At 39.8% G+C, this 20,785-nt stretch carries 21 protein-coding genes; 9 read left to right on the forward strand and 12 right to left on the reverse strand.

The features are described 5' to 3' along the window. Positions 1-6 precede the first annotated feature (6 nt). Positions 7-408 (reverse strand): hypothetical protein, encoded by a 402-nt coding sequence (locus D6855_RS10030; RefSeq protein ID WP_120740598.1) that lies wholly within the window; start codon positions 406-408, stop codon positions 7-9. A 55-nt stretch (positions 409-463) separates the two neighbouring features. After that, on the reverse strand, positions 464-769 hold the full coding sequence (locus tag D6855_RS10035) for a hypothetical protein (RefSeq protein ID WP_120740600.1): 306 nt from the start codon (positions 767-769) through the stop codon (positions 464-466). Positions 770-1,169: 400 nt separating this feature from the next. On the opposite strand from D6855_RS10035, the gene feoB reads away from it, so the two are divergent. Further along, positions 1,170-3,512 carry a ferrous iron transport protein B gene (gene feoB, locus D6855_RS10040; protein WP_120740602.1) on the forward strand — a complete coding sequence of 781 codons (2,343 nt, stop codon included), beginning with the start codon at positions 1,170-1,172 and terminating at the stop codon, positions 3,510-3,512. 72 nt (positions 3,513-3,584) lie between these two features. On the opposite strand, the gene D6855_RS10045 is transcribed toward feoB, so the two are convergent. After that, a complete protein-coding gene (locus tag D6855_RS10045; RefSeq protein WP_120740604.1) occupies positions 3,585-4,082 on the reverse strand; it encodes a hypothetical protein in 498 nt (165 codons plus the stop codon). A 66-nt stretch (positions 4,083-4,148) separates the two neighbouring features. Here D6855_RS10045 and D6855_RS10050 point away from each other — a divergent pair, with 66 nt between their 5' ends. Next, positions 4,149-5,567, forward strand: coding sequence for an MATE family efflux transporter (locus D6855_RS10050; RefSeq protein WP_120740606.1), 1,419 nt, complete (start codon positions 4,149-4,151; stop codon positions 5,565-5,567). On the opposite strand, the gene D6855_RS10055 is transcribed toward D6855_RS10050, so the two are convergent. The 4 genes from D6855_RS10055 to D6855_RS10070 all read right to left on the reverse strand — a co-directional run bounded on the left by D6855_RS10055 (position 5,562) and on the right by D6855_RS10070 (position 7,840). After that, on the reverse strand, positions 5,562-6,029 hold the full coding sequence (locus D6855_RS10055; RefSeq protein WP_120740608.1) for a GNAT family N-acetyltransferase: 468 nt from the start codon (positions 6,027-6,029) through the stop codon (positions 5,562-5,564). The genes D6855_RS10050 and D6855_RS10055 overlap by 6 nt on opposite strands. 31 nt (positions 6,030-6,060) lie before the next feature. Continuing rightward, positions 6,061-7,047, reverse strand: a complete 987-nt coding sequence (locus tag D6855_RS10060; RefSeq protein ID WP_120740610.1) for a helix-turn-helix transcriptional regulator — start codon at positions 7,045-7,047, stop codon at positions 6,061-6,063. A gap of 21 nt (positions 7,048-7,068) precedes the next feature. Further along, positions 7,069-7,476 (reverse strand): ATP-binding protein, encoded by a 408-nt coding sequence (locus D6855_RS10065; protein ID WP_120740612.1) that lies wholly within the window; start codon positions 7,474-7,476, stop codon positions 7,069-7,071. Between the two features lie 67 nt (positions 7,477-7,543). Further along, positions 7,544-7,840, reverse strand: a complete 297-nt coding sequence (locus D6855_RS10070; protein WP_120740614.1) for an STAS domain-containing protein — start codon at positions 7,838-7,840, stop codon at positions 7,544-7,546. A gap of 143 nt (positions 7,841-7,983) precedes the next feature. On the opposite strand from D6855_RS10070, the gene D6855_RS10075 reads away from it, so the two are divergent. Further along, on the forward strand, positions 7,984-8,769 hold the full coding sequence (locus D6855_RS10075) for a class B sortase (protein ID WP_120740616.1): 786 nt from the start codon (positions 7,984-7,986) through the stop codon (positions 8,767-8,769). Positions 8,770-8,854: 85 nt separating this feature from the next. Here D6855_RS10075 and D6855_RS10080 read toward each other — a convergent pair whose 3' ends face one another. Together D6855_RS10080 and D6855_RS10085 are read right to left on the reverse strand one after the other, a co-directional pair. Next, positions 8,855-9,259 (reverse strand): amino acid-binding protein, encoded by a 405-nt coding sequence (locus tag D6855_RS10080; protein ID WP_120740619.1) that lies wholly within the window; start codon positions 9,257-9,259, stop codon positions 8,855-8,857. 21 nt (positions 9,260-9,280) lie between these two features. Continuing rightward, on the reverse strand, positions 9,281-9,643 hold the full coding sequence (locus tag D6855_RS10085; protein WP_120740621.1) for a response regulator: 363 nt from the start codon (positions 9,641-9,643) through the stop codon (positions 9,281-9,283). A 386-nt stretch (positions 9,644-10,029) separates the two neighbouring features. On the opposite strand from D6855_RS10085, the gene D6855_RS10090 reads away from it, so the two are divergent. Beyond that, positions 10,030-11,379 (forward strand): MATE family efflux transporter, encoded by a 1,350-nt coding sequence (locus D6855_RS10090; protein ID WP_243111861.1) that lies wholly within the window; start codon positions 10,030-10,032, stop codon positions 11,377-11,379. Between the two features lie 176 nt (positions 11,380-11,555). Further along, complete coding sequence (locus D6855_RS10095) at positions 11,556-11,840, forward strand: HU family DNA-binding protein (protein WP_022766405.1); 285 nt, start codon at positions 11,556-11,558, stop codon at positions 11,838-11,840. Positions 11,841-11,955: 115 nt separating this feature from the next. On the opposite strand, the gene D6855_RS10100 is transcribed toward D6855_RS10095, so the two are convergent. Together D6855_RS10100 and D6855_RS10105 are read right to left on the reverse strand one after the other, a co-directional pair. Further along, a complete protein-coding gene (locus tag D6855_RS10100; protein ID WP_120740623.1) occupies positions 11,956-12,504 on the reverse strand; it encodes a hypothetical protein in 549 nt (182 codons plus the stop codon). Continuing rightward, positions 12,504-13,331, reverse strand: a complete 828-nt coding sequence (locus D6855_RS10105) for a ParA family protein (protein WP_120740624.1) — start codon at positions 13,329-13,331, stop codon at positions 12,504-12,506. The genes D6855_RS10100 and D6855_RS10105 overlap by 1 nt, the downstream gene beginning before the upstream one ends. 2,930 nt (positions 13,332-16,261) lie before the next feature. On the opposite strand from D6855_RS10105, the gene D6855_RS10110 reads away from it, so the two are divergent. Together D6855_RS10110 and D6855_RS10115 are read left to right on the forward strand one after the other, a co-directional pair. Continuing rightward, positions 16,262-17,437 (forward strand): replication initiation protein, encoded by a 1,176-nt coding sequence (locus D6855_RS10110; protein ID WP_120740626.1) that lies wholly within the window; start codon positions 16,262-16,264, stop codon positions 17,435-17,437. Between the two features lie 34 nt (positions 17,438-17,471). Next, positions 17,472-18,782 carry an ATP-binding protein gene (locus tag D6855_RS10115; protein WP_120740628.1) on the forward strand — a complete coding sequence of 437 codons (1,311 nt, stop codon included), beginning with the start codon at positions 17,472-17,474 and terminating at the stop codon, positions 18,780-18,782. Between the two features lie 47 nt (positions 18,783-18,829). Here D6855_RS10115 and D6855_RS10120 read toward each other — a convergent pair whose 3' ends face one another. Then, positions 18,830-19,045: a hypothetical protein gene (locus D6855_RS10120; protein WP_120740630.1), complete on the reverse strand. Its 216-nt coding sequence runs from the start codon at positions 19,043-19,045 to the stop codon at positions 18,830-18,832. A 114-nt stretch (positions 19,046-19,159) separates the two neighbouring features. On the opposite strand from D6855_RS10120, the gene D6855_RS10125 reads away from it, so the two are divergent. Both D6855_RS10125 and larC read left to right on the forward strand, forming a co-directional pair. Further along, positions 19,160-19,498 carry a hydrogenase maturation nickel metallochaperone HypA/HybF gene (locus D6855_RS10125; RefSeq protein WP_120740632.1) on the forward strand — a complete coding sequence of 113 codons (339 nt, stop codon included), beginning with the start codon at positions 19,160-19,162 and terminating at the stop codon, positions 19,496-19,498. Positions 19,499-19,512: 14 nt separating this feature from the next. Continuing rightward, a complete protein-coding gene (gene larC / locus D6855_RS10130; RefSeq protein WP_120740634.1) occupies positions 19,513-20,766 on the forward strand; it encodes a nickel pincer cofactor biosynthesis protein LarC in 1,254 nt (417 codons plus the stop codon). The last annotated feature ends 19 nt before the right edge of the window (positions 20,767-20,785 follow it).

Below are 20,785 nucleotides of genomic sequence, written 5' to 3' on the forward strand. Positions count from 1 at the left end.
CCTTCTTTACTGTATGGGCCTGCTCAGCTGGGTATAACCCTGTAGTAAACCCATGGCCCTGTTATAGGATTCAAGCATATCCTTGGGGTTCTGAACCTTGAAAGCAGGCGCTTCCTCTCCCTCTTTAAGGCTTCCGATAAATAAAACCGCTGTCTCGTCGTGACCATAGGTCTTACAGCAATCCTTTACCAGATTCCCTGTAGTCCTGCCTTCTCTGGATATCACATCCTCGAAAAGCCCCGGAACATGCTCATTGAACCACTTCCTTGCGTTAGCTATGGAATACATGTCTTCCACAATTGCTATGATCCTGCCCTTGTGTCTTTCTTTCAGCATCCGTAGCTGCTTAACGAGAATTTCCCCCGGCTTCTCATCAAAGTTCACAATGATCGTTTCATATCTGGCCATATAGCACCCCCAATGCATTAACCAAACGATAAACTTTTTATTCTTTTGTATGAGATTACTTGCTGCGATCCTCTTTCATAGTTTCCTGACCGCTGTTGCGGATCATCTTGATCCCCTCTATGGCAACCTGATAGATCATCGCCATCTCTCTGGACGCAGGGTCTGTGTAGCTGCACTTGGTCTTAAGACCCTTAAAATACTGCTCAGCCTTCTCGATTACAGGCTTGGTGATCATGATTCCATCACAATAAAGGGTTCCAGTCTGTGAATCATATCTGGAATCTGTGTACTTAGTCTGGGCAAAATCTCCAGCACCCATCTTGGCTGCGAGCTGATTGATAAGTTCTTCTCTTCCTGCCATGTTTCACTCCTTGTGTTGTAATCTGTAATGTATCAAAAAACGTCCATTCCTTTATAATATAATATCACGTTATCTAAAATATCATGCGTTATTTATGATTTAAAAACTCTTAATCTTTCATAAAATTTTATACTTATTTAATACCATTTTATGAACATGTAGTATATAATCCATGTATAAAGCACAAGATGTTGTATTTTGTGAATCAGGAGGGGTGTATGGAATTAGCAATAATCTCCATAAGGAAGGTTAACCTGCGTCACTGCAGCTAACCTCCAAAGCGTAGAAAGATTTCTACCGAATGGAAGCCCTGATCGGGCATGGAAAGAGCCGGACCCATCGCCGGCTCTTTTATTGTGCTTAAAAATGTGTTATTTTTTAGTCTGAGAGGATTAAAAAAATGAACTTAGATGCTTTAAAGCCGGGTCAGTCAGCCCGGATTCTTACTGTTGGGGGCCAGGGAGCCCTCCGTCAACACTTTCTTGATATGGGTGTTATCCCAGGCGCAGAGGTCACAACCATAAAGCTCGCACCTATGGGAGATCCCATGGAGCTTCGGATCCATGGCTACGAACTCACCCTTCGTCTTGCTGATGCACAGCAGATCGAGATTGAGCCAATAGAAAAAGTTGAAGCCAAAGAGGAAAAGAAGGATGCTGTCAGGCACACTGAGCACCCTGGTCTTGGTGAGGAAGGCAGATTCCACCCAAAGGGAAGCGGCGATCCACTTCCAGAGGGCACCACACTTACCTTTGCCCTTGTTGGCAATCAGAACAGTGGCAAGACTTCTCTTTTCAACCAATTAACAGGCTCCAATCAGCACGTAGGTAATTTCCCCGGAGTAACTGTAGACAGGAAAGACGGCGTTATAAGAGACCACGCAGACACTTTGATAACAGACCTTCCCGGTATCTACTCCATGTCTCCATATTCAAGCGAGGAGCGTGTATCCAGGGATTTTGTCCTTAAAGAAAAACCAAAGGGCATCATTAACATCGTCGATGCCACAAATATAGAACGTAACCTCTATCTGACCATGCAGCTCCTTAGAATGAACATTCCAATGGTAGTTGCCCTTAACATGATGGATGAGATGCGCGGAAATGGCGGAACTGTAGATGTTAACACCATGGAAGCCATGCTTGGCGTACCTGTTGTACCTATCTCAGCTGCCAAGAACGAAGGCGTAGACGAGCTTGTCCGTCACGCAATCCATGTTGCCAAGAACCAGGAGCGCCCTATTCCACAGGATTTCTGTAGCCCGGACGATCGCGGCGGCGCTGTACATAGGGCTTTCCACGCTGTCTGCCACCTTATAGAGGACCACGCCAAAGCAGCGGATATCCCCTGCGAATTTGCAGCCAGCAAGCTCCTTGAGGGCGAGCAGGAAATGGCTGACCAGCTTCAGCTTGATACCAATGAAAAAGAGCTTTTGGAGCACATCATACTTCAGATGGAAAAAGAGTGCGGCCTGGACCACAGCGCTGCTGTAGCCAACATGCGCTTTGACTACATCAAGAGAGTATGCGACAGCTGTGTCATTAAGCCCCACGAGAGCAAAGAACATATAAGAAGCCAGAAGATAGATAAGATCCTTACAGGCCGCTACACCGCAATCCCTATGTTTGTGGGAATTATGGCCCTTGTCTTCTATCTCACATTCTTCCTCATTGGCCCATTTTTCCAGGGCCTTCTGGAAACAGCCATAGATTCACTAAAAGGGCTGGTTGACTTTACAATGGATAAAACCGGCGTTACTCAGGCTATTCAGAGCCTGGTTTTAGACGGCATCTTTGAAGGAGTTGGCACGGTTGTCAGTTTCCTTCCTATCATCGTCATTTTGTTCTTCTTCCTGTCAATGCTGGAAGATAGCGGATATATCGCAAGAGTTGCCTTTGTTATGGACAAGCTCCTGCGTCACATGGGCCTTTCTGGAAGAAGCATCGTACCAATGCTCCTTGGCTTTGGCTGCACCGTTCCTGCAGTTATGTCCACAAGGACTCTTCCAAGTGAGAGAGACCGTAAGATGACGATACTTCTAACACCATTTATGTCCTGCACCGCAAAGCTCCCAATTTACGGCTTCTTTGTGGCTGCTTTCTTCCCAAAGCAGAGCTGGATCATCATTACAGGTCTGTACCTTCTTGGAATACTGACAGGAATCATCATGGCTTACCTCTTAAAGTTCACACTCTTTAAGGGCGAAGCGGTTCCTTTTGTTATGGAGCTCCCTAACTACCGCGTTCCCACTCCAAGAAACGTCATTCAGCTTCTGTGGGAAAAGGCAAAGGACTTCCTGCACCGCGCATTTTCAATCATCCTTATCGCAACCATCGTTGTATGGTTCCTTAAGAGCTTTGATTTTGGCCTGAACCTTGTTTCAGACTCACATACCAGCATGCTTGCCACAATTTCAGGCATATTCGCTCCTATCATGAAACCAATAGGCCTTGGTGACTGGAGAATCGTCACATCCCTTATAAGCGGATTTATGGCAAAAGAGAGCGTCGTTTCCGTTATGGAAACCCTCTTTAGCGACGGTCTTGCATCCCTTGGTGCTCTTTCAGCAGCATCAATGCTGACCTTCAGCCTTCTCTACACCCCTTGTGTTGCGGCTGTTGCTGCAATTTCAAGAGAACTTGGTAAAAAATGGGCTATCTGCGTTGTACTTTGGCAGTGCTGCATTGCATGGCTTGGTGCACTGGCAGTAAGACTTATTGGTCTTGCAATAGGAATGCAGTAAATATCAGCAATTCAAATTCATGACATTTAAAAAAAGGGCTTTAGCCCTCTTTTTTAACGCGATTTTTTGTGGTCAAAACAATATATCATCTTCTCCCAGGGCGTTTTTTTCCCCAGCTGGAAGGCTTATCCCTGACTCTGTAGCGGATTTAAGCCTCTTATACATCCCGGATTTGTTCATGCCTATCATCTCTGCAGCCTTCATGGCGCCGTAGTCCTTAATTAGCTTTCTTACCCTGTTTACCGTAGCTCTGTAGGTCACACCTTCCTCTTCGTAGGAGATATAGTTTTTTCGTCTTCCAGCATCTCTTTTGGTCCTGTATTTAACCTGCTCTGGCCTGTAGGACACAACCAGCGTATCGCTGGAAAACCCTTCAGGGCTCTCATTGTGGACGATCTTAAACTCGGCCCCGGTAGGTCCAAGCACTCTGTTTAGCTTATCAACCATCTCATGGGAGCTGTCATCTACGCTTTTAAGCGTGAAAAAGCATTTGTCAAAAGAGCTGTTTTCAACCCTCTGACGCCTCTCCTGAGATAGCTTTTGTTTGATTTTCTTGTCCATATCGCTCATTTGTCTTTATTTCCTATGCGCTTGTGTTATACTAGTCTCACTGATTTCTAAAGGATTTTGATTTAAATGAAGATTGATTATTTTGAGAAAATTCGAAACGGCGAGGAAATGTCTTTTACTGAGCAGGTCATCATGATCACAATGCTCAGCATTCCTGCTATCTTCTCACAAATTTCCACTGTGATAATGGAATATGTTGACCAATCCATGGTTGGAAGACTTGGTGCCAACCCTTCAGCAGCTATTGGCCTTATCTCCTCAACCACCTGGCTTATTGGCGGTATCTGCAACGCTGTCAGCACCGGCTTTACCGTTCAGGTTGCCCACAGCATCGGCGCCAAAAATGATGCAAAGGCAAGAGCCATCGTTAAGCACGGCCTTATTGCTGTTCTTTGCTTTAGCGCAGCTATTTCCATGCTGTGCCTTCTTGTCAGCAGCCGTCTTCCTTACTGGCTTGGCGGAAGTGATTCTATCGCAGCTGGATCCACCACCTATTTTCGCATATTTGGCGCTGCTCTTCCACTTATCCACCTGTGCGGTGTATCTTCAGGAATGCTTCAGTGCAGCGGAAATATCAGAACTCCAAGCATCTTAAACGTAGTTGGATGCTTTATGAACATTATCTTCAACTTCCTTTTGATCTTCCCCACAAGAACTGCCCTTATTCTGGGAAAAGAGCTGATGATCCCCGGTGCAGGCCTTGGTATAGCCGGAGCTGCTCTTGGAACAGCCTTGGCTGAAGGAATGATAGCGGTTGTTATGTTATATTTCCTGCTTCTACGCTCTCCTCTTCTGCATCTTAGGAAAGAAGCAAGGATTCCTTTTACTCTGGAGGAACTTAGGACAGCTGTGAAAATTGCTGTTCCTGTAGGTGTTGAACAGGGAATCATGGGTCTTGGCTATGTTATGGCAACAAGGATTGTTTCTCCTCTTGGAAACATCGCCCTTGCAGCTAACTCTTTTTCCGTGACCGCAGAAGGACTGTGCTATATGCCTGGCTTTGGTATCGCCAACGCAGCAACTGCCATTATCGGTCAGACTCTCGGCGCAGGAAGAAAAAAGCTGGCAAACCGCCTTGGGTGGCTTGCAACAGCTCTTGGAATGCTTGTTATGACTGGAACCGGAATTCTTATGTATATCTTCGCCCCTCAGCTTCTTGGACTTATGACAACTGATCCGGAGATCCAGGCTCTTGGCGTTAAGGTCCTGAGGATTGAGGCCTTTGCTGAGCCTATGTTTGCCGCTTCTATCGTCGGTACCGGCGTATTCAGGGGCGCTGGAGACACTCTTGGCCCTTCAGTCATCAATTTTATCAGTATGTGGGCTGTGCGCCTTACTCTGGGTTCTATTCTGGCACCAAGAATTGGTCTTCCTGGTGTGTGGACAGCCATGTGTATCGATATCTGTGTCCGCGGTGCTCTGTTCCTGCTTCGTCTGTACTTTAAGCCTGTTGGATCTTCCAAGATCATCAAGGCTTCTTCATAATATCTTTTCCATGCCGGTTTTCTGGACGCCCATGCCCATGGCCTCGTAAAAGGCCCTGGCGCCTGGATTACACTCCCAGACGTTTAGTGTGATGTTGTGGCACTTTTCCTTTTTGGCGAAGTTCTCAACGAACTGGTATAGCTCTTTTCCCACATGCAGGCCCCTGCTGTTCTCATCAACGCAGATATCGTCGATATAGAGGGTCTTGCAGTCCTCAAGGAGCCTCTCGCCCTTATGCTCCTGAAATACGCAAAATGCATGTCCAAGAACTTTTTCTCCATCGACAGCCACAAATACCGGCTTGGTATCGTCTAAAAGAAGGAGTTTAAGCTCTTCTTCTGAATATTTTGTAGTTGGTCCTTTAAACAGATCAGGTCTTCCGATGTGATGAACCATGTTTACCTGAACAAGTAGCTCTAAAATGCCTTTTATGTCCCCATTTTGGGCTCTTCTAATTTCCATGATGATTTTCCCCAACCTTTAACTCTTTTTCCTAATATAGGCCTTTAATCGCCTTAATATCCCTGGTAAATCTATCTACCACTTCCTGCGGGCCAATAATCTTAATATTGGTTCCAAGAGAGAAAATCCAGCCAAGGAACTGCTCACTTAATGCAACGTCCACATTGGCTACTGACCATCCCTCTTCATCTGATGGCCTTATGGAAATACCTTTCCCAAATCTGTCCAGCAAAACTCCCACGATCTCGTTCTTAAACTTAAGTTTTACCGTTACCTCTTTTCCCCCAAACATTCCAAAATTCATTCTGGCATAAGCTGCCATATCGAAGTTCTTAAAATGCTCTTTTCCCTGGCGCTTCTTGTCCAGGATTTCCACATTTCGGATCTTATCAACCCTGTAATGCTTGATCTTTTCAGCCTCGTCATCGTAAGCGATAAGGTAATAGTTCTCGTCGTCCCAGCTAAGGGCCCAGGGACTTACCTCGTACTTTTCATCTTTTCTTGGGACCATCTCTTTTTTGAGATTCCACGTTAGATAATCGAATTTTATCATCTGATTGTTGCTGATGGCACTATGAATCTCATCTACGATGTAGTAGATGCTTTCGTTCATAGTCTTAATACGCCCCTGGACTACAACCTGTCGTTTTAGTCCGGAGGCTTCATAATCGCTGACAAAGCCAGTCAGCTTTTTTATCAGCTCACTTGATTTCTTTTCTGTGATGAATTTTGACGACTGAATAGCGTCAACAAGAAGTTTGAGCTCAGCAATTTCAAGCTCTTTACTGCCCATGTGATAGTTGAAGTTTCTGCCATCTTTTTCTCCGATGACATCAAACCCCAGGTCTCTGAGGGCGTTTATATCGTCGTATAAGCTCTTTCTATCCGCAGTTATATCATATCCTTCAAGATATTCCCGGATTTCTGGCATCGTAAGCGAATGGTTATCATCAGTCTTGTCGTGAAGAATTTTGTAAACGTAGTAGAGTTTTAGCTTCTGATTGGATCCCTTTGGCATGACAACGCCTCCAGCTTATTTTCAAATATTCTTTTCGATAGTCAGGACATTCTTATTATCTTTATGCTCATAATAGATATTGTCCATGCTCTGTTTGACCATATAAATACCAAGCCCGCCGATCTGTCTTTCTTCTGCGGACAAAGTAATATCAGGATCCTCTTTCTGAAGTGGATCGTATGGAACACCTTCATCGATAAAGGTGACCTGAACCCTCTTCGGAGCATCCAGTTCTTTTATCTGTATCAGTGCATATCCTGTTCCAGGCTCGTATGCATAGCTTGCGATGTTGACAAATATCTCCTCGACAGCAACGTCAAGCTGCATTTGTTCCTTCATAGGGCAATCCATGCCCTCGAGTTCGCCGTCAAGAAAAGCAAGCACTTCATCCAGATTCTGGACTGTAGCGTCGATCTTTAGCTCTTTCATATTCACGTTCCTTTAGGCTGCTACAAAAAAGCCTTTCTTGTTTGATGAAGAAAGGCTTTTATCATCATCACTCGATTGTAAGGATATCAACAAATCCAGTTACTTCGAAGATCTCGCTAATCTCCTCACTTACATTCTTAACGATCATGCTGCCCTGCTTGTTCATAACCTTCTGAGCAGATAAGAGAACTCTGAGTCCTGCTGAAGAGATATATTCAAGCCCTGAAAAATCGAAGCTCAGCTTTTGTACACCATCCAGCGCTGTCTTGAGTTCGTCATCCAGCTGTGGAGCAGTAGTTGTGTCAAGCCTTCCAGTAAGAGAGATTACCAGCTCGTTTCCGTTTTGTGTTTTGTTAATTGTCATGAATTTCTCCTCCATAGTCGAATTATCATAATTCCAATTATAATTATATTGCATAAATGGAAAAAACCGTAAATTAATTATATACTTTTTTATTGAGAATATTACTAAATTTTTTCTAATTTCTGTTGGAGAGGGGTTACACAATGAAAATACTGCAGAGTAAAGTCTTTAGAATCATCGTATTTATCATATGTTTGGGGGTTATTGTCTATGAATCCATAGGGCTTTATAGAGACAATAAAGAATATAATGTGGCTGACACTGAGTACGAAGTACTTACAGATGATGCTGTGTCCACCGCAAAAGCTGACGAATTACCAGAGGGCGCAACTTATCCTCCTCTTCGTATCAACTATTCACAGCTTGAGTCAATAAATCCTGACTTTGTGGGATGGCTCTATTTCCCATATTTTGATATCAGCTATCCTGTTGTTCACGAAAATGAGATCGATCAGTACCTCAGGACCACCTTTGATGGAACTCCTAACAAGGCAGGATGTCTTTTCACAGACGTACTTAGCACTGAGACCTTCACAGGCTATCACGATATAATTTTTGGACACAATATGAGAAACGGATCCATGTTTGGTAAGCTCAAAAAGCTCAATCAGACCGAGGACCAGGAGGGTATCAAACAAAATCCTTACATCTATGTATATACAGAAAACGCTGTTTATCAGTACCAGATATTTGCTTTCTACATCACCAGCGTTGGAAGCGATGCTTATAAAGTAGTTACAAATGACGAGGAATACGAGGACTTCCTGCATTTCATTTACAGCCACTCAGCATTTAAAAAGCCAGATTCTCTCGATCTTAGTAATCACCCTTGTCTCCTGACACTCTCCACATGTAGCGGAAGCTCAGGAAGCGGCAGACGTTTCGTAATCCATGCAGCAAAGGTTGGAGCTTGGGCAAACGAGAACTAATTATATATGTATTAAATATGTTATATAACATTTATATCGTAAATAATAAGGGCTCTGTCGATGGCAGAGCCCTGTTTTTATGGGATTACATGCAATTATAACCTTTATTGATCAGGATATTCTCAACCTGGGTAGCATCCTCTGTGTGCATAACCATGATAGGAAGACCTGAATCTCTGTTAAAGGAAAGATATATATAATTGACATTGATATTGCTTGCATAAAGAGTTTTAAGGATCTTATCAAGAGCTCCGACCTCGTCTGGACACTCTACAGCAAGAACTGGAGTAGTCTTGCAGATAAATCCGTTGTTTCTAAGCACATCAACGCATTTGTCAGGGTCTGAAACGACCATCCTGATAATACCGTACTCCGCAGAGTCATTGGTTACAGATCCAAGAATATTGATGCCATTGTCATTGAGAAGTCCAGTAATACTCTGGAAACAGCCTTTTTTGTTCTCCGCGTAAATTGATACCTGTTTTAACATATCTTTCCACCTTCTGTCATTTTATTCAAAGAGCTTCTTTACCGCCAAAAGTATATCATAAGAAGTAAATGGCTTGATAACAAAGTCCTTAGCTCCCTTTTTAAGGGCCATCATGATCATTGACTCATATTTCTGGTCAGAGCACATGATAACCTTAGCATTAGGATCAATCTTCATGATCTCTCCCAGTGCATCAATACCATTCATCTTAGGCATATTGATGTCAAGGATCATAACATCTGGCTGGGTTTCCTTGTATTTCTCTACAGCCTGATCCCCTGAAGTAGCCTCTCCAACTATCTGATATTCCTCAGCTGGAAGAGCTCCTCTGATCATCTCTCGCATCAATGCAGTATCGTCGGCAATAAGCACTTTCCTCTTCATTTAGCCTCCTTCTCGGAAACGCCCGATAAAAAGTCTTCTTAGCTTATATTATCATTTATATTCTGAGAAAAAAAGACGAAACGCACCAACTTCTCAGATAATAACGAAAAATTAGTGCGTTTGAAAGCCAATCTATCTACATTCTAAGACGTAAAATGTGTGGGGAACTAATAGATGGAAGACGTGCCCAGATGTGAGCATGTGTAATTTAGCATTATATTATGCGGAGCGCAATTAAATTTAACGCGATACTGTGAATTATTTGTGATTTATGAAACTGATTTTTATATTTTATTGCTTACAATGAAATTTCTTTTACCTGAATCTATTTTTTATGCTATACTAGCTATCCGTAACAAGTTTCATTACATTTTGAAGGAATAATTATGGCAAAAGAAAACAGAATGGGCACACAGCCCGTAAAGCAACTTATAATTTCAATGTCACTTCCTATGATGATATCAATGCTGGTTCAGGCATTATATAACGTCGTAGACAGTATATTTGTAGCAAGAGTAGGTGAAGGGGCTCTGACTGCAGTTACCCTTGCATTTCCCATGCAGAACCTCATGATTGCTGTTGGTTCCGGTACCGGAGTTGGTATTAACGCTCTCCTTTCCCGTTCTCTTGGAGAAAAGAGATTTGACAGATCCGATTCTGCAGCTAACAACGGTATCTTTTTGACATTTTTAAGCTTTATACTATTCCTTATTATAGGATTGTTCTTTTCTGAGCCTTTTATCAGATCACAGATATCTGACCCTCAGATCATTGCTTATGGCGCTACTTACCTGAGAATTGTATCCTGCCTTTCATTTGGTATATTCTTTCAGATGACCTTTGAAAGACTTCTTCAGTCTACTGGTAAGACCATCTACAGCATGATCTCTCAGGGCACTGGTGCCATCATCAATATCATATTTGACCCGCTTCTTATCTTTGGTATTGGTCCGTTTCCTGAACTTGGCGTAGCAGGAGCTGCTTATGCTACAGTTCTCGGACAGCTTGTTGGTTCATCCATAGGTCTCTTCTGCAATTTGAAGTTCAATAACGAAATTAACATTTCTATCAAGAAGATCTTAAAGCCAGAAGCATCTACTATCGGAGAGATTTATTTTGTAGGTGTTCCTTCCATGCTTATGATGTCCATAGGTTCAGCCATGACATACCTCATGAACCTTATTCTTGGAACATTTTCAGCTACTGCTACCGCAGTATTTGGCGTTTACTTCAAACTTCAGAGCTTCTTCTTTATGCCAGTATTTGGCCTTAATAACGGCCTTATTCCTGTTTTGGCATATAACTACGGAGCAAAGCGCAAAGACCGCATTAAAGAGGCTTTAAAGTTCGCTATTGTACTGGCTGTTTCAATCATGGTTATTGGCTGTGTGACATTCCTTGCGATTCCAGAACTTCTATTGTCATTCTTCAAAGCATCAGATGACATGCTGGCAATTGGTGTTCCTGCACTCAGGACTATCTGCCTGTCATTCCCATTAGCAGGTGTCTGTATTGCCATGGGATCTATTTTCCAGGCCTTTTCAAAGAGCTTTTACTCACTGATAGTGTCTATTGGAAGACAGCTTGTTGTACTTATCCCAGTAGCATGGCTTTTCTCAAAGACAGGTAATGTCAACATGGTATGGTGGGCGTTTCCTATAGCTGAGCTCATGTCTTTAGCACTCTCCTCCTACTTCTTTAGGAAGTTATATAGGGAAAAAGTAGCAACAATGTGAGTTTTAGAACACTCTTTTGCAAAAAGTCAATACTTTAGCGCTTTTTCAGAATTGTGCACTAAAAAACATTCTTAATTTTGGCATTTTTTCGTCTTTAGCCTATTGTATTAGGTACAAAAGTGCAGTAGAATTTTGTTTGTAGTAAAAATACTCACATTTTGAGGGAGGTATAATCCATGAATAAGACAGAACTTGTTGATGCTATCGCAAAGGAAACTGGTCTTTCTAAGAAGGATTCAGAGAAGGCTGTTAAGGCTTTCACAGACGCTGTATCTAAAGAGCTCAAGAAAAAGGGCAAAGTTCAGCTTGTAGGCTTCGGTACATTCGAGACTGCTAAGAGAGCAGCTAGAACTGGTAAGAATCCTCAGACTGGCGCAGCTATCAAGATTCCTGCAGCTACAGTTCCTAAGTTCAAAGCTGGTAAGGCTCTCAAGGACGCTGTTAACGGCAAGAAGAAATAATTCAGAGCATATTAAAACCCTTGGATCTTTGATCCAAGGGTTTTTTATTGCGTTTTTGTGAGCCAAAAGGCTCAATATATCACTTGCGTAAGCCAATCTTTTAACACAGAGGCTTTTAGTTGCCTGTTCTACCTCTAAGCTTCTCTTCCAATGCCTTGTGAGCCTCGTAAATATCCATATTCTTATCCATATCAAGCTGAATAAGATTTCTGATATACTTTGTAGCTGACATGTTGGCTGCCTTAGCCATATGCTCTACATAATCTCTGTATCCCCTGACATCAAGAAGAAGGAATTTCTCTTTTTCGTATCTGCTATTTGCTTTCTCCTTCTGAGATTTAACAGGTTCTTCTGGTTTATTAATTTCTACATTAATTTCTTCTTTATCTTTTGGTTCTTCAACCACTACGGTTTTTACAGGAGCTACAGGCTCTACTTTAGGCTCTTCTACAACTTCTACTACTTCTGGCTTTTTAATTTCTGGCTCAACAGGTCTTCTGGCTGCTTTTTCGGTGACCTGTCCGGTCAATTTTTCAGTATCGCTTGTTACTTCATTTTCTGTCTGAGGCGCATCATCTCTGGTTTCCAGCTTGGTCATTCCTGCAAATAATCCCTTACCAGTCTTATTCGCACCCTGCTTTAACATACTCGCTTTGCTTGCCATCACTCATCCTCCTCCAGAAATTCATCAATAAAGTCATCGTAATCTCTTGCAGCTGCAGATCCCCCTGCATATTCGAAGATATCCATCTTCATTGTCTGCGCTTCTTCTACTGATACGTTAAGCCTTATCTTGGACTTAAATACCTTGGTTCCTAAAAGCTCAGCCTTTTCCTCAATATCGTTAATCCAAATCTTAGAATTGGCTGTATTTCTAACCTTTGTAACAAGAATTCCGTCTACCTTAAGCTTATCATTAGTAAAATCGTGGATCTGATCAATGAACTTATATAATCTTGATAATCCCTGAAGTGAATATGCTCCTGGCTCCAGTGGGATGATTACCTCATCTGCTACTGTCAGGATATTCATAAGAACTACGCCAAGAGCTGGGCTACAATCAAAAATGCAGAAATCATAGTTCTTTTTTAGCTTGCTAAAAGCTTCCTTAATAAGTCTCTCTCTTCCAAGTGCTCCAAAGGTCATATCTGCGGAAGCAAGATCAATTCCACCAACAATGAGGTCCAGGTTCTCAGCAATAGGAATTATTGCTTTATTTATATCCTTTTCCCCTTTCATAACCTCAAAGAGCTTGGCTGGTACATTCTTATAGAAGTATTCCTGCTGTTCTGCTGTAAGCTGCTCAATATCTTCTGGATCAGGATCAATCTCATTTAAATCGATTCCAGCTGTCATAGACAGGTTCTCCTGTGGATCAGCATCTACCACCAGGACTTTATTGCCCCTTTTGGCAAGGCCAACAGCCATTGCGTAACTTGAAGTGGTCTTGGCCACTCCTCCCTTTTGATTACTAAATGCAATTATTCGCATACTACTACCCCTTACTATTTCTTTTTTCCAAAAACTATTATAAGGGTTGGTATATTTATTTTCAATATATAATATGTAAAATATATCCAATATATTATCTATGTCGTATATATGTTATATATCATTACATACTAATATATTTTCCGCTCGCCATACTAATGATATATATCATATACATAATATCTATTCGATATATATTATTTAGTTTATATTATCTTTGTGATTTTTATTTGCTTTATCCAAAATCTAGATTTTTAACATTATTTAAATATGTTATATAACTTATATTACATATTATATCTTCGCTTTTTTATGTAATTCTTTTGTCATTGGATCATTTTCATTTTCTTCAAGGGTCAATTTTTTCCTTCCAGAAGTCCTGGCACAAGAAGAAAGATCTAAAATATTTCCATTGTTTTTATATATGTTATATATCATTAATGAGGTTTATTGTTCTTTCTAAAGCGTTCTACCCCCTGTGTTTATGCTGTTTTCAGCAAAAAGCATATATCTTGGTATCATTACGCCTTCTCAGGAAGCTTCTCTTATAGTTTCTTTGATCTGTGGTCTGCGCAGAAGCCAATGTTATATAACATATACATCTTATTAATTTATACATTGTTATATAACACATATAGTTTATTAATCAGAATTTTGTTATATAACATATCTATCATACTAATATCTCTATAAATATAGATGTTATATATCATCTATATTTTCAATATTTTCAATATTTCAAATATAATATATTTCATATATCTATAATATATTCTTAATATAATGCATATAATATATGTTTTCTATGTAATATGTATATTTTATATTTACCATATATATTATGTATCTTATATATTTTTAACAATACATGTATGTTAAATATAATATTTATAGAATAGAACAAATATATATTAATTAATAAATATATTGAATATATGATTTATACCATAAATATGTTGTATTTGTTAGATAAATATAGTATCATATATAAGAGAGATAATTTATATGTTATACATGTAGATGATCCATTTTTACCTTCCTGGATGAAGATCAGGTGGCCAGGATGCTTATTGATAAGAAAATCGGTTAAAAGCATTAATTATGATCAATAATGTAGCGTTTTTAATCATAATTCTCTCAAAAAGCTTTTAGGATCATTCAGGAATAAATAGTCCATAAATAATGTCTAAAAAATGAATTTTATAAAATATAAATAAACAAAATAACGTGTATCGCATTGGTGCAAGAGGTAAACAGACCCCAAAACCGCGCCAACCCGCATGAATACAGGGCTTTTTCAGTCAGTAGAAGTGTATGGAATATAAAGATTTAATTGTTTGCAAGATTACTTGCGTCATAAAATTACAAAAATAATGATTTTTATACAATAGCGCATGTTACTGATTTAGTATTTATAGGATATAAGATATATAATTAATACTAGATTCAAGAAATTAAAGTCATATATAATTATTTTGACTTGAATCAATATTGAATTTATCAAAATAGTCAATTGCATTTTTGATGTTTTTTATGGAACAGATTAAATGTTATCAACAACTATCTAAATATTATGAAGTAGTAATACTATAACAATAGACAAATTAGAATACTATTATTTAGTTACACATGTTATTGAAATAGAAAATATCGTACTGACATCATATAATTAATTTTGATAATAATTTTAGAATTTATGCTACATTCCTGATAAATTAAAATCAATTTTATTTATATAGAATACATATAATTTGTTAGATTTTAGAGATATAATTCAATTTATATCTCTTTTTTGTTGCAAGAATATTGCAAGTTGGTTGCAAGATATAAAGTAAATCCAGTATTTATCTACACTGATCAGAAGTTGTTTTTTTATATTTTTTAACAGACAATTGTTTATTAATTAATAGCCCTGAAAACATTGATAAATACTGGATTCCTGGATTTTGAAGTGACTTAAATAGGGATGTAGAGTGAGTAGAAAGGGATTCAAATGTGACAACAATGGGAATCTAAAGTGAACAAATAGGGGATGAGTAGAACCTGGTGTAAGTGATGTCTTTAGGGATATAGAGGCACCAAAAAAGGGAACAATGGTGACTAAAAAGGGAAGATTGTAAATAAAGAACAGTACATATTTGAAACGCGCATAAATAGTGGCTTTCAGAAGGATTTTGGTTTAAGGGTGACTAAAAGGGGAATATAAAGGTGACTAAAAAGGGAACGAATAAAAACACCTTTTTCAGCTATTTCGGGTAATTAACAGTAAAGGAAGAATAAGGTATTAGATCCTGATGTAAACCAAAATCAAATTAAACCAGGCATATCTACGAATGGTATCATGAACTAAAACTTGGTGTAAGCCGCATAAATACAGGAAATTTTATTAAAGGTGACTAAAAAGGGAATGAAATAGATTATAAAGCTTTTCCATATAAGGACCATTTATATAAAGAGCTGCAATTGAGGTATAAAACTAAATATTAGGACGTAAAAGAGAAAATAAAGGTCAAAAATCGTCTATAAAAGGCCGTATCGATCTGGTATGGCATCCCAGGATGTAAATCTTTATAAGAAATAAAGTTTATGGCGACTTATTTGGTTAGAAATGGTGACAGAAAAGGGAATAAAATTGACTAATAAGATTAATACAATCAGGTCAAAAGTGATGTAAAGGGGCGCATATTTTTATAAAGGTGCATAAAAAGGGAAGAAAAAAGATTGACCGGATAGGACAACTGAAAATAGTGGTTTTAAGCTGATTTAGCCACAAAATATTGTGAAAAATTGCTTGAAAGTGACAAAAAAGGGAATATAATAGAATTAAGGTTGATAAAAAGGGAATGTTATTTATTCCATAGAAACTAAAGGTGAATAAAAAAGGAACATCTTTATTATACCAATAGGTGTACAAAAAAGGAACAATACCTATGCAGAATGAAAAGAGAGATCAGCTTGTAGTAAGTAAGAAGACTTACAAGAAATCCAACGAACTCATCAACGCCATGGGAAAGGGAACGGCCCTGAGCCAGAAGCTTTTTGCTATCGGAATGCAGAATATTAAGGTTGATGAGACCAATAATGTAGTTGCTACTATATATGGAACGGAGCTTCGTAAGATGTTTAAATCAAGCTCTGGGTCTTTGTATGAGCATATTGAAGCTCTTTGCGACAGACAGATCAAGGGAGCTACAATTTTCGATTGGAATCTTCTTATGAAGGACAAGGAAAACGGTAAGATTGAGGCTCACCAGGTTGTAACTGATGCTTCTTTCAAGAATGGAACCCTTACACTTCGTTATAACAACTCTTTGACGGATAAAATCGTCAATCTGCAGAAGGATTACACCGTTCTTAGTTTGGCAGACACCTTGAGTTTAAAGAGTGTATATTCCTTAAGACTTTATGAGATGCTCAAGTCTGCATATGATTACCAGAGGGCTGTAACCAAGATGCAGGGAGAGATGGTATTTGAATACAAGCTTACTGAGCTTAAGCTTGAGCTGGGCATAATTAACTCTGGCGGTAGCAAGGAGATCAAGACTGAGCTTGAAAAAGAGTTCCCAGATTACGATAGAATTGACGAACTGGCTGAGAAAACAGGCCAGACCAAGTATAAAGAGTACAAGATATTCAACAGAAACGTATTATCCAAGGCTAAAGAGGAACTCAATAAAAAGACAAGCCTTCAGGTAGACTATGAGCCCATAAAGAACGGCCGTAAAACTGAAGGAATCAGATTCTTTGTAACCAAGAAAGATGCTGAAGCTGTTGAGAAAACAGCAGAAGTAGCTGTCAATAAGGACGAGATCTTAGACGATCTTATTGATCTTATGCATGACGACTTTAAGCTCAGGGAGATCAGGGAGCTGGCTGAACTTGCAGAATATGACTATGACAAGATCAAGAAGTCTTATGATTACATGAACAGTTACAGTTCACCAGTAGATGTTCCCATAGCTTTTATGAAGGATTGCATCAAGAACGAGTATTATAACAATAAGACCACTAAATTCAGGCCAAAAAGCAGCAATTCCTTCAATAATTTTGAGCAGCGAAATGACTATGATTTTGAGGAATTGGAAAAGAAATTACTAGACAACTAATATATATGTTATATAACAAATATAAAGGGGCTTTATGGAAAAAATCGTAGCAAAACTGCTTATTTTCGGGGATTTACCAGAAGATTCAATTCTTATTCAGCTATCTAAGGTATACAGAGATTTCCACAGCGGAGATTATTCAAAAGATGATCTTATAGCAAGATGCTACAAGCAGATCAAGTGTCTTTTGGAGCTTGGTACTGCCTGTGCTTTTGACAAGAATCTCTGGCACAATTATCTGACCTATATCCTTATCATGAGTGAGAATCCATTTACCTTAACCTGTGAAAAAGTGGGCTATAAGGATGGAAGTGTCAATCATTTCGCAAAAAGCGATTTTAAGGCCTTTAAAGAGCTTTTTGACTATGACTTTACTGAGCTTGAAAAAGAGCTGGATATAGACTGTTTTAGCTGCATAACTAACTATAAAGCTATAGATAAGCCTCAGCTGATGTATAACAAGAATGTCAGCGAAAAAGTCAGGGGACTTAGTGAGAAATTAGAGCAGACAAAAGATGTAGAAGAGTTTTTTGAGGCTGTAACAGGCTTTTACAAGGCTATTGGCGTGGGAGCATTTGGACTTAACAAGGCCTTCAGGTTTAGAGAATTGCCTACAGGATCCGTGGAATTTATGGCAATAAATAATATGGACACTGTAGTTTTAAGTGACCTGGTGGGCTATGAGCTTCAAAAAGAAAAGCTCGTTGCCAATACAAGAGCTTTCGTTAAGGGGCAGAGAGCTAACAATGTGCTTCTTTTTGGCGACAGTGGAACTGGAAAATCCACCAGTATCAAGGCTATAGTCAATGAATTCTATTCAGAAGGCCTTAGGATGATAGAGATATACAAGCATCAGTTCAAGTATCTGTCGCAGGTTATTGCCCAGATAAAGAACAGGAACTACAAGTTTATCATCTACATGGATGACCTGTCTTTTGAAGAGGATGAGTCTGATTACAAGTTCTTAAAGGCACTTATAGAGGGCGGTGTAGAGACAAGGCCTGACAACATTCTTATCTACGCCACTTCAAACAGAAGGCATCTTATCAAGGAAACCTGGAGAGACAGGACAGATGTGGAGCAGGATGGTGATATCCACAGGTCCGACACCATGGAAGAGAAGCTTTCCCTGGCAAACAGATTTGGCGTTACTATCGGTTATTACAAGCCTTCAAGGCAGGAGTTCTATGAGATCGTAAGAGAACTGGCCGAGAGAAATGGTCTGGATATTGCCCAGGATGAGCTTAAGCTTGAAGCGGACAGATGGGAAATGAGCCATGGAGGCATATCTGGAAGAACTGCCCAGCAGTTTATCGACCATCTCCTTGGAAAGAATGTTATATAACAAATATAAAGCATATAACCAATATAAGTTATATGCTTTATTTATTATCATGGATTCCATTTTAAGTTAGGACAATTAGGAGCGCAGCCTGCCAGTGCGTTATTTCTGACCTCACAGGAAGCATTACGGCAGTCACTGCACTTAAATGTATAGTGATATGAATATCTTATCTTGCATGTTCTGCAGCAAAATGGATTGGCGCTGTTTCTCGCGGTGAAAGATCGTCCGCATCCCACACAAGTAATGACAACATTATGAGCCATACTCCACCTCCTAACAGTATTATTACAAGAAAATCGGTGACATTCAATTAAATTGTAGTAAAATGGACATAAAAAATAAATAGTTTCTGAAGTTAGGGATAAGAAATGCATGAAATGAGCTATATTGCAAGAATGGTTTCTCTTGCAGTAGAGGTGGCAAATGATAATAATGCCAAGAAAGTTAAGAGCATAGAAGTTAGTATAGGTAAAACAAGTGGTGTAATGCCATATTATATGCATAAATACTATCCAGATGCCTCCAGAGGAACGATTCTGGAAGGAGCTGAGCTTATATGCAATGAAGTACCTGTAACAGCATTATGCGAGGAGTGTGACAGGAAATATGAGCCATCAAGGGAAAATAACTACCTTTGTCCTCACTGCGGCGGACGTAAGGCTCACATAATTGCTGGAAAAGACGTAGTACTTACAAATGTTGTCATTGAAGACTAAAGAAAGGCGGATTTATGAAGATACTTTACCTGGAGTGTAAGATGGGCATTGCTGGCGATATGCTGGCTTCAGCTTTACTTAGCCTTTTTGATGACAAAGAAAAGGTGATTGCAGAGCTTAATGCCATGGGAATCCCCAAGGTTAAATATCAGTTCGGTAAAACGGAAAAATGCGGAATTGTTGGAGATCATATCTCTGTCCTTATTGATGGAGTAGAGGAAGAGAGTGTAGATGCAGATCATCATGACCATGACAACGATCACCACCATCATGAACATGATCATCACGAGCATAATGATCACCATGAGCACAGACACAATTCACTGTATCAGATAGAAGAAATTATAGAAGGACTTAACATTTCAAAAGAGATTCGCAGCGACATTAGAGAGGTTTATCAGTTACTTGCTGAAGCTGAGAGTGAAGTACATGGAGTGAGCGTATCAGAGATCCACTTCCATGAGGTGGGCAATCTGGACGCCATAGCAGATATATCTGCTGTATGTTACCTGATGCATGAGCTCGATCCGGACAAGGTTATTGTATCCCCCATAAATGTCGGAAATGGCCAGGTTAAGACCTCGCACGGTATTCTGCCAGTACCAGCTCCCGCAACAGCGAACCTTTTAAAGGGAATACCAAGCTATTCCTCTGACAGGATAAATGGAGAGCTATGTACTCCTACAGGAGCAGCTCTTGTTAAATATTTTGCCTTTGATTTTGGTCCTCAGCCTGTTATGTCAGTAGAGCAGATTGGCTATGGTATGGGCAAAAAAGATTTTCCTCAGGCTAACTGCGTAAGGGCGCTTTGGGGCGACGCCAAGGACGAGGCAGATGTGGTAGTAGAGCTGTCCTGCAATGTAGATGATATGACTCCAGAAGAGATTGGATTTGCTACAGAGATGCTCTTTGAAGCAGGTGCACTGGAGGTTTATACAATATCAATTGATATGAAAAAGAACAGACCAGGCTTCCTTTTGACCTGCATGTGCAGAGAGGATAAAAAGGAAACAATAGTAAAAACTATCTTCAAGCACACGACAACGATAGGGATCAGAGAGAATATAAGCAGCAGATATGTGCTAAATAGAGAGATCAGAAGGATAGAGACGCCCTATGGAGAGGTAAGAATCAAAACTTCTTCTGGATATGACGTAAAACGTAGCAAGTTTGAATACGATGATCTTGCTGGAATCTCCAGAAGGACAGGAAAATCTGTTTTAGAGCTCAAAAACGAGCTTAAAGATCTGCTACCGTATGAAGAGTAAAAATAAGAGCTTTAAAGGC

The organism is Butyrivibrio sp. CB08 (genome assembly GCF_003625485.1).
Classification (GTDB): domain Bacteria; phylum Bacillota; class Clostridia; order Lachnospirales; family Lachnospiraceae; genus Butyrivibrio.

Coding starts and splice junctions, on each gene's coding strand:
- larC (WP_120740634.1), top strand. CDS start 19,513: ATGAAGATACTTTACCTGGAGTGTAAGATGGGCATTGCTGGCGATATG.
- D6855_RS10045 (WP_120740604.1), bottom strand. CDS start 4,082: ATGAGCGATATGGACAAGAAAATCAAACAAAAGCTATCTCAGGAGAGG.
- D6855_RS10035 (WP_120740600.1), bottom strand. CDS start 769: ATGGCAGGAAGAGAAGAACTTATCAATCAGCTCGCAGCCAAGATGGGT.
- D6855_RS10030 (WP_120740598.1), bottom strand. CDS start 408: ATGGCCAGATATGAAACGATCATTGTGAACTTTGATGAGAAGCCGGGG.
- D6855_RS10090 (WP_243111861.1), top strand. CDS start 10,030: ATGGCAAAAGAAAACAGAATGGGCACACAGCCCGTAAAGCAACTTATA.
- feoB (WP_120740602.1), top strand. CDS start 1,170: ATGAACTTAGATGCTTTAAAGCCGGGTCAGTCAGCCCGGATTCTTACT.
- D6855_RS10070 (WP_120740614.1), bottom strand. CDS start 7,840: ATGACAATTAACAAAACACAAAACGGAAACGAGCTGGTAATCTCTCTT.
- D6855_RS10050 (WP_120740606.1), top strand. CDS start 4,149: ATGAAGATTGATTATTTTGAGAAAATTCGAAACGGCGAGGAAATGTCT.
- D6855_RS10105 (WP_120740624.1), bottom strand. CDS start 13,331: ATGCGAATAATTGCATTTAGTAATCAAAAGGGAGGAGTGGCCAAGACC.
- D6855_RS10055 (WP_120740608.1), bottom strand. CDS start 6,029: ATGGAAATTAGAAGAGCCCAAAATGGGGACATAAAAGGCATTTTAGAG.
- D6855_RS10060 (WP_120740610.1), bottom strand. CDS start 7,047: ATGCCAAAGGGATCCAATCAGAAGCTAAAACTCTACTACGTTTACAAA.
- D6855_RS10095 (WP_022766405.1), top strand. CDS start 11,556: ATGAATAAGACAGAACTTGTTGATGCTATCGCAAAGGAAACTGGTCTT.
- D6855_RS10115 (WP_120740628.1), top strand. CDS start 17,472: ATGGAAAAAATCGTAGCAAAACTGCTTATTTTCGGGGATTTACCAGAA.
- D6855_RS10065 (WP_120740612.1), bottom strand. CDS start 7,476: ATGAAAGAGCTAAAGATCGACGCTACAGTCCAGAATCTGGATGAAGTG.
- D6855_RS10110 (WP_120740626.1), top strand. CDS start 16,262: ATGCAGAATGAAAAGAGAGATCAGCTTGTAGTAAGTAAGAAGACTTAC.
- D6855_RS10085 (WP_120740621.1), bottom strand. CDS start 9,643: ATGAAGAGGAAAGTGCTTATTGCCGACGATACTGCATTGATGCGAGAG.
- D6855_RS10120 (WP_120740630.1), bottom strand. CDS start 19,045: ATGGCTCATAATGTTGTCATTACTTGTGTGGGATGCGGACGATCTTTC.
- D6855_RS10080 (WP_120740619.1), bottom strand. CDS start 9,259: ATGTTAAAACAGGTATCAATTTACGCGGAGAACAAAAAAGGCTGTTTC.
- D6855_RS10100 (WP_120740623.1), bottom strand. CDS start 12,504: ATGGCAAGCAAAGCGAGTATGTTAAAGCAGGGTGCGAATAAGACTGGT.
- D6855_RS10125 (WP_120740632.1), top strand. CDS start 19,160: ATGAGCTATATTGCAAGAATGGTTTCTCTTGCAGTAGAGGTGGCAAAT.
- D6855_RS10075 (WP_120740616.1), top strand. CDS start 7,984: ATGAAAATACTGCAGAGTAAAGTCTTTAGAATCATCGTATTTATCATA.